General features: G+C 61.1%; 7 protein-coding genes and 1 pseudogene. 6 read left to right on the top strand and 2 right to left on the bottom strand.

Translation table 11 applies throughout. From position 1 onward, the window contains the following. The first annotated feature begins 366 nt into the window (after positions 1–366). From EOA49_RS29030 to EOA49_RS29005, 6 genes are all read left to right on the top strand, one after another. Positions 367–1251 carry a cytochrome c oxidase subunit II gene (locus tag EOA49_RS29030; protein ID WP_095801846.1) on the top strand — a complete coding sequence of 295 codons (885 nt, stop codon included), beginning with the start codon at positions 367–369 and terminating at the stop codon, positions 1249–1251. Positions 1252–1267: 16 nt separating this feature from the next. After that, positions 1268–3037, top strand: coding sequence for a cbb3-type cytochrome c oxidase subunit I (locus tag EOA49_RS29025; protein WP_095779206.1), 1770 nt, complete (start codon positions 1268–1270; stop codon positions 3035–3037). Next, positions 3034–3738 carry a cytochrome c oxidase subunit 3 gene (locus tag EOA49_RS29020; protein WP_127241761.1) on the top strand — a complete coding sequence of 235 codons (705 nt, stop codon included), beginning with the start codon at positions 3034–3036 and terminating at the stop codon, positions 3736–3738. Before EOA49_RS29025 ends, EOA49_RS29020 begins: the two co-directional genes overlap by 4 nt. A gap of 10 nt (positions 3739–3748) precedes the next feature. Continuing rightward, positions 3749–4468, top strand: a complete 720-nt coding sequence (locus tag EOA49_RS29015) for a heme-copper oxidase subunit III family protein (RefSeq protein ID WP_067000053.1) — start codon at positions 3749–3751, stop codon at positions 4466–4468. A 26-nt stretch (positions 4469–4494) separates the two neighbouring features. After that, complete coding sequence (locus EOA49_RS29010; protein ID WP_082980618.1) at positions 4495–4887, top strand: cytochrome C oxidase subunit IV family protein; 393 nt, start codon at positions 4495–4497, stop codon at positions 4885–4887. Positions 4888–4998: 111 nt separating this feature from the next. Then, the gene (locus EOA49_RS29005; RefSeq protein ID WP_067325364.1) at positions 4999–5472 is read left to right on the top strand and encodes an aminoacyl-tRNA deacylase; all 474 of its coding nucleotides are present in this window, start codon (positions 4999–5001) and stop codon (positions 5470–5472) included. A gap of 37 nt (positions 5473–5509) precedes the next feature. Here the strand turns inward: EOA49_RS29005 and EOA49_RS29000 are convergent, their stop codons facing one another. After that, positions 5510–6331, bottom strand: coding sequence for a DUF2189 domain-containing protein (locus EOA49_RS29000; protein WP_067325381.1), 822 nt, complete (start codon positions 6329–6331; stop codon positions 5510–5512). A gap of 485 nt (positions 6332–6816) precedes the next feature. Then, positions 6817–6950, bottom strand: a pseudogene (locus EOA49_RS33790) (cytochrome c family protein); the annotation flags it as partial.

The following is a 6950-nucleotide window of genomic DNA, read 5'->3' as shown; positions in this document are numbered from 1 at the left end:
GCGCCCACTGGACGTTCGTCAGTTCGTACCGTTTGGCCATCCGTCGCGCTCCGAATCAGAACCCTCGGAACGCAATGAATCAACGCCAAACCGCGTTGAGAATCCTGAATGTAGATTGGACCTAGTTGATCTACCCGCCAGCGGCATCTAGCCGGCCATTCATCCCTCTGCACATTGTCCGTAAGGGCAATGCTTCGACGAAGGGCCCGCTGCGCCAAGGCCCCCCGCCCCAAAAGGTCCGGGCGCGCAGCAACGTTTTGCACATCAGCTAGTCGGCTCTGGAATTTCAACCGGAAATCGAGCATGATGCGGCTTGGTATTGGCGTTGGATGCTTCGCGCTCCCATGAAATACCGGAGGACGGGACATGGCCATCGCGCTTGTACTCGTTTTGATCGTCGTGGGCTCGGTGTTGTTCCACTTCCTGAGCCCATGGTGGTGGACGCCGATTGCCTCGAATTGGGACTATATCGACCACACCATCATCATCAGCTTCTGGATCACCGGCGTCGTTTTTGCCGCCGTTGTGCTCTTCATGGCCTATTGCGTGTTCCGCTTTCGCCATCGCGAAGGCAATCGCGCGGTATACGAACCGGAGAACAAGCGTCTCGAATGGTGGTTGACGATCGTCACTGCGATCGGCGTCACCGCCTTGCTCGTTCCCGGCCTGTTCGTCTGGAGCCGCTTCGTCAACGTGCCGAGCGATGCGACCGAAATCGAGGTCGTTGCTCAGCAATGGCAGTGGAGCTATCGCCTGCCGGGCAAGGACGGCAAGCTCGGCACTTCGGACACCCGTGAAGTAGCCGCTGAGAACCCGCTAGGCATCGCCCCAAAGGATCCCAACGGCCAGGACGACGTCGTGGTCGAGGCGGCGGACCTGCACTTGCCGGTCGGCAAACCGGTCAAGATGCTGCTGCGTTCGATCGACGTGCTGCATGATTTCTACATCCCGGAATTCCGCGCCAAGATGGACATGATCCCGGGATCGGTCACCTATTTCTGGTTCACTCCAACAAGGACCGGAACCTTCCAGGTCCTGTGCGCCGAGCTCTGCGGCCAGGGACATCCGCTGATGCATGGCATGGTGATGGTCGACACCGAGCAGGATTACCTGACCTGGCTCGGGCAGCAGCAGACTTTTGCGCAACTGTCGGCGCCTCAGCAAACGGGCTCGGCGAACCCGCTGCCAGGAAAGACAATGGCGTCCGCTTTGGACGTCGAGGCAAAAGTCGAAACTGTCGAGGCCCGCTGAACAGGGAGGTGCTCCCATGGTCGACGTCACACCCGCAGATGCCGTTCCCCCCGCCGAAGTCGGGGAAATGGAACTGTACCATCCGCACAGTTGGTGGACGAAATACGTCTTCTCGCAGGACGCCAAGGTCATAGCGATCCAGTATTCGGCAACGGCAACGGCGATCGGCTTTGTAGCGCTGTTCCTGTCCTGGCTGATGCGCCTGCAGCTCGGCTTCCCCGGCACGTTCGATTTCATTACTCCGGAGGCCTACTACCAGTTCATCACCATGCACGGCATGATCATGGTGATCTACCTGCTCACCGCACTCTTCCTCGGCGGCTTCGGCAACTATCTCATCCCGCTGATGGTCGGCGCCCGCGACATGGTCTTCCCCTATGTCAACATGCTGAGCTACTGGGTCTACCTGTTGGCGGTGCTCGTTCTCGTCGCAAGCTTCTTTGCGCCCGGCGGACCGACCGGCGCCGGCTGGACGCTCTACCCGCCGCAGGCGATCATGACCGGCACGCCGGGTGGCCAGGACTGGGGCATCATCCTGATGCTCTCTTCGCTCATCCTGTTCATCATCGGCTTCACCATGGGTGGCTTGAACTATGTTGTGACGGTGCTGCAGGGCCGCACGCGGGGTATGACCTTGATGCGCCTGCCGCTCACCGTATGGGGCATCTTCACCGCCACCGTCATGGCTCTGCTCGCCTTCCCGGCGCTGTTCGTTGCTTGTGTGATGATGCTGCTCGACCGCGCGCTCGGCACCTCCTTCTTCATGCCGGCGATCGTCGAGATGGGCCAACAGTTGCAGCACAGTGGCGGCAGCCCGATCCTGTTTCAGCATCTGTTCTGGTTCTTCGGCCATCCGGAAGTCTACATCGTGGCCCTGCCGGCCTTCGGCATCGTGTCCGACCTCATCAGCACGCATGCGCGCAAGAACATCTTCGGCTACCGAATGATGGTCTGGGCGATCATCGCGATCGGCGCCCTGAGCTTCGTGGTCTGGGCGCACCACATGTATGTCAGCGGCATGCACCCCTATTTCGGCTTCTTCTTCGCCACGACGACGTTGATCATAGCCGTTCCGACCGCCATCAAGGTCTATAACTGGGTGCTGACCCTGTGGCGCGGCGACATCCACCTCTCGATACCAATGCTTTTCGCGCTCGCCTTCATCGTCACCTTCGTCAATGGCGGGTTGACGGGGCTGTTCCTCGGCAATGTCGTCGTCGACGTTCCCCTGTCGGACACGATGTTCGTCGTTGCCCATTTCCACATGGTGATGGGTGTCGCCCCGATCCTGGTGATCTTCGGCGCGATCTATCACTGGTATCCGAAGGTCACCGGACGGATGCTGGACGAGGCGCTCGGCCAGTTTCACTTCTGGGTCACCTTCCTCGGCGCCTACCTGATCTTCTTCCCCATGCACTATATCGGCCTGATTGGTGTACCGCGCCGCTACGCCGAACTAACAGACATGACGATCATGACGGAGTCGGCCCATCATCTGAATTCGTTCATCAGCATCATGGCCTTCTTGGTCGGCTTCGCCCAGATGGTGTTCCTGTTCAACCTGATCTGGAGCATCCGTCACGGCCGTGACGCCGGCGGCAATCCGTGGCGGGCAACGACGCTCGAGTGGCAGACGCCGCAGACGCCGCCGGCGCACGGCAATTTCGGCAAGGAGCTGCCGATCGTCTATCGTTGGGCCTATGACTATAGCGTGCCGGGCGCGAAGGAGGATTTCATCCCGCAGAACGTGCCGGGCTCCTTCATCCCATCGAGGGAGCCGGCATGAGCGTCATCCTGGTCTTCCTGCTGGTGATCGCCGGCTTTGCCGGATGGTGGCTTTCGCACCAGCGGCTGACCGCGAAGCCGTGGCTCGAGCAAGGCTTGGCCGGGGATTTCGTCGGCCTCGAGCGATCGGCCCTGCCCACCCCCAAGATCGGCCTCGGTGTCTTCCTCGCGGTCGTCGGCTGTCTGTTTTCGCTGTTCACCAGCGCCTATTTCATGCGCATGGGTCTGCCGGACTGGCGGCCTCTGCCGCTGCCGCGCCTGCTCTGGCTGAACACCGGCGTGCTGGTGCTGAGCAGCGTTGCGCTGCAATGCGCCGTGATCGCGGCGCGCAGAGGCCAGACGGAAATGGTCAGGCTCGGTCTTGCGACGGCCGGGCTGACCGCCCTCGCCTTCCTGATCGGCCAACTGATCGCGTGGCGGCAGCTGACCGATGACGGCTACCTGCTGGACTCCAATCCGGCCAACAGCTTCTTCTATCTGATCACCGCCATGCACGGCCTGCACATACTGGGCGGGCTGGTCGGCCTTGGCAGGACGAGCATCGGCGCCTGGACGGGCGCCCGGCCGCAGCGGCTTCGCCTCGGGATCGAGCTCTGCGCTATGTACTGGCATTTCCTGCTTTTCGTCTGGCTCGGCATCTTCGCCGTCCTGGCCGGCTGGGCGGCGACATTCGTGAGCATTTGCCAACGGCTGCTGACCTAGGAGACTGGCGATGGCCGAGACGACACTGACGGATAGCAGCCAGTTGGATCGCCCCCAGGGCTGGCGCGGGATTGCCGCCGACTGGGCCTCGGATCAGCGCGCGTTCAAGAACGTGTCCTGGGGCAAGGCCATGATGTGGATCTTCCTGCTCAGCGACACCTTCATCTTCGGCTGCTTCCTGCTCTCCTACATGACCGCCCGCATGTCGACGCGCGTGCCGTGGCCCAACCCAAGCAAGGTCTTCGCGCTGCACATCGGCGGGTCGGAGGTCCCGCTGATCCTGATCGCCATCATGACCTTCGTGCTGATCTCCAGCAGCGGCACCATGGCCATGGCGGTCAATTTCGGCTACCGCCGCGATCGCCGCAAAACCGCGATCCTGATGCTTTTGACCGCCGCGCTCGGCGCAACCTTCGTCGGCATGCAAGCCTTCGAATGGACCAAGCTCATCACCGAAGGAGTGCGGCCCTGGGGCAATCCCTGGGGAGCCGCGCAATTCGGCTCATGCTTTTTCATGATCACCGGCTTCCACGGCACGCACGTCACGATCGGGGTCATCTTCCTGATCATCGTGGCGCGAAAAGTCTGGCGCGGCGATTACGACATCGGGCGTCCAGGGTTTTTCACCAGTCGCCGGGGCCACTACGAGAATGTCGAGATCATGGGACTCTACTGGCACTTCGTCGACCTGGTCTGGGTGTTCATCTTCGCCTTCTTCTATCTTTGGTGAGAGGCAGGCTTTGCTGAGAGGACGAAATGGCTGAAGCAACCGCAAACGGTCTCGGACAACAGGCGCTGCACTCCACCCACGATGCAGCGACCGCCGGCAAATCGGACACGCACCAGGAACACCCGATCAAGCTCTATCTGGTGGTCTGGGTGTGGCTGTTCATACTCAGCGCCTGCTCCTATATGGTCGACTATTTCGGCCTGCACGGCTATCTCAGATGGTCGCTGATCCTGATCTTCATGATGCTCAAGGCAGGACTGATCGTGGCCGTCTTCATGCACATGGCCTGGGAACGGTTGGCGATGATGTATGCGATCATCCTGCCGCCGATATTGGTGCTGGTCTTCGTGGCGATGATGGTCTTCGAGGCCGACTATACGCTGCTGACCCGCATCGCGTTTTTCGGGCCCGGCCCCTGACGCGCGGTTCGGATAAACCGCAGCCTAATCAGCCCGAAATGGCCGGTGCCTCGAAACAACCGGCGGTTTGGTTTTGATATGCGTCGTGAACTCAAGCAAAGGACGCGGAAAATGACGATAGCGAACAGACTGAGGAATTTCATAGACGGCAAGGGAATCCCGTACGACACCGTCGCGCATCATCGGACTGCAACCAGCAGGCAGGCCGCCATTGCCGCCCACGTGCCCGGCAGCATGATGGCCAAGTCCGTGGTCGTTCACCACGAGCTCGGCTATGCGCTGGCCGTGGTCCCAAGCACCCACAGGATCGAACTCGCCAAGCTCCAGGACGTCATGGACAAGCGCCTCGGGCTCGCTTCCGAGGACGAGGTGGTCTCGCTCTTCGACGATTGCGATATCGGCGCCGTACCGCCGATCGGCGCGGCCTATGACGTGCCGGTCATTTTGGACGAAAGCCTCGGCGACGCCGCCGATATCTACTTCGAGGGCGGCGACCACAAGACCCTTGTGCATGTCAGCGGCAAGGATTTCCGCGACCTGACCACAGGCGCGCGTCGGGCACGCTTCAGCCACCCGGCCCTGTGAGAGCACCGGCACTCCAGCCCGTGCTCGACAGGGTTTGCTAGTTCGCCGGTCTTGGGGCGGCGGCCGGCGCTTCCACGACCTTACGATACACGTGCCAGGTGGCATGGCCGAGGACTGGCAGCACAACCGCCAGCCCCGCGAACACCGGCAGCGAACCGACGATCAGCCCAACGGCGACGATCAGTCCCCAGACGGCCATTACGATGGGGTTCGCCAGCACTACGCGTACCGAAGTGTGAATGGCTTCGTAGGCGCCGACATCGCGATCAAGCAGCAGCGGAAAAGCCACCACGGTGGTGCACAACACGACCACGGCGAAGACGAATCCGATGGCGTGACCCAGCACGATCAGGGTCCAACCGCGCCCGGTGGCGAATATCTCAGCGATGAAGCTGGACAGCGATGCCGGGGGCGCGGGACCGAACAGCTGCTCGTAGAAGATTTTGGCGGTCAAAAGCCACGCTATGAAGATCGCGAACAGCATGATCCCGACCGCGGCGATGGCCGGCAGCGCCGGGGAGTTCCTGACCTCGAAGGCATGGCGCCAGGATGCATCGAGCCCGGCTTCCCGTCTGCGGCTGATCTCGTAAAGACCGATCGCCGCGAATGGGCCGATCAGCGCAAAACCGGACACCAGCGGAAACAGCAGTGGCAGCGCGTTCGCTCCCGATGTCCAGGTAGCAAGCACCACGCCGACGAGCGGATAGATCATGCACAGAAACACGATATGCGAGGGTTTCACCATGAAATCGTCGACACCGCGCCTGAGCGCGTCGAAAAGATCGGAAAGGCCGATCTTTCTCACTCTGGTATGCTCGAGCGTTTCGCTAGCGCCTGCAATGACGTGAAAGCTTGCCATGACCATTCCTCCAGACCAGGGTCCGGTAAGGTCGCGGATTCGCGGTGCTACCGCTCTGCATGGTTGGCCACGCAAAACCGCGACCTGCACCGGCAGCCAACATACTCCATTGCGCCCGATTTGTCTCTTTTCATTGGAACGAGGGTGCGGTGGCCGGCCAGAGCTCCACGCTGGTTCGAGAGGTTTTTTTGCGGTATTCTTATACAACTACAACGCAGTGCCTCCGGTACGCGCAAAGGAGGCTGGATCACTTCGATTGGCCCGTGATCCTTTCCCGATTTCCGGGTCATGCGCCTGTCGAAAGGCGAACGTCATGGACACGCGAACGCTTCTCATACTCGGCCTTGGCATAGCCATTCTGTTGGTGCTGGGATTCTTTGCGCTGCCTGCATGACGGCGCCGGCGGCCACACTTCAGCAGCGTCATGCCGGCCGCCTTCGGTCGGGGCGAGCCGGCGCCACCGAAAGGGGCCTGGAAGGGCCCGCTTACTTCGAAAACTGTTTCAGGTAAGCGATGACGTTGGCTACGTCCTGATCGTTCTTGAGGCCGGGAAACACCATCTTCGTCCCTTTGATCATGCCCCTGGGGTCTTGAAGATACTTCGTCAGCGTGGGCTCAT

Origin of the sequence: Mesorhizobium sp. M1A.F.Ca.IN.020.04.1.1 (assembly GCF_003997315.1) — a bacterium.
In the GTDB taxonomy this organism is placed as follows: Bacteria; Pseudomonadota; Alphaproteobacteria; order Rhizobiales; family Rhizobiaceae; genus Mesorhizobium.
This window is presented reverse-complemented; position numbering and strand designations above follow the sequence as displayed.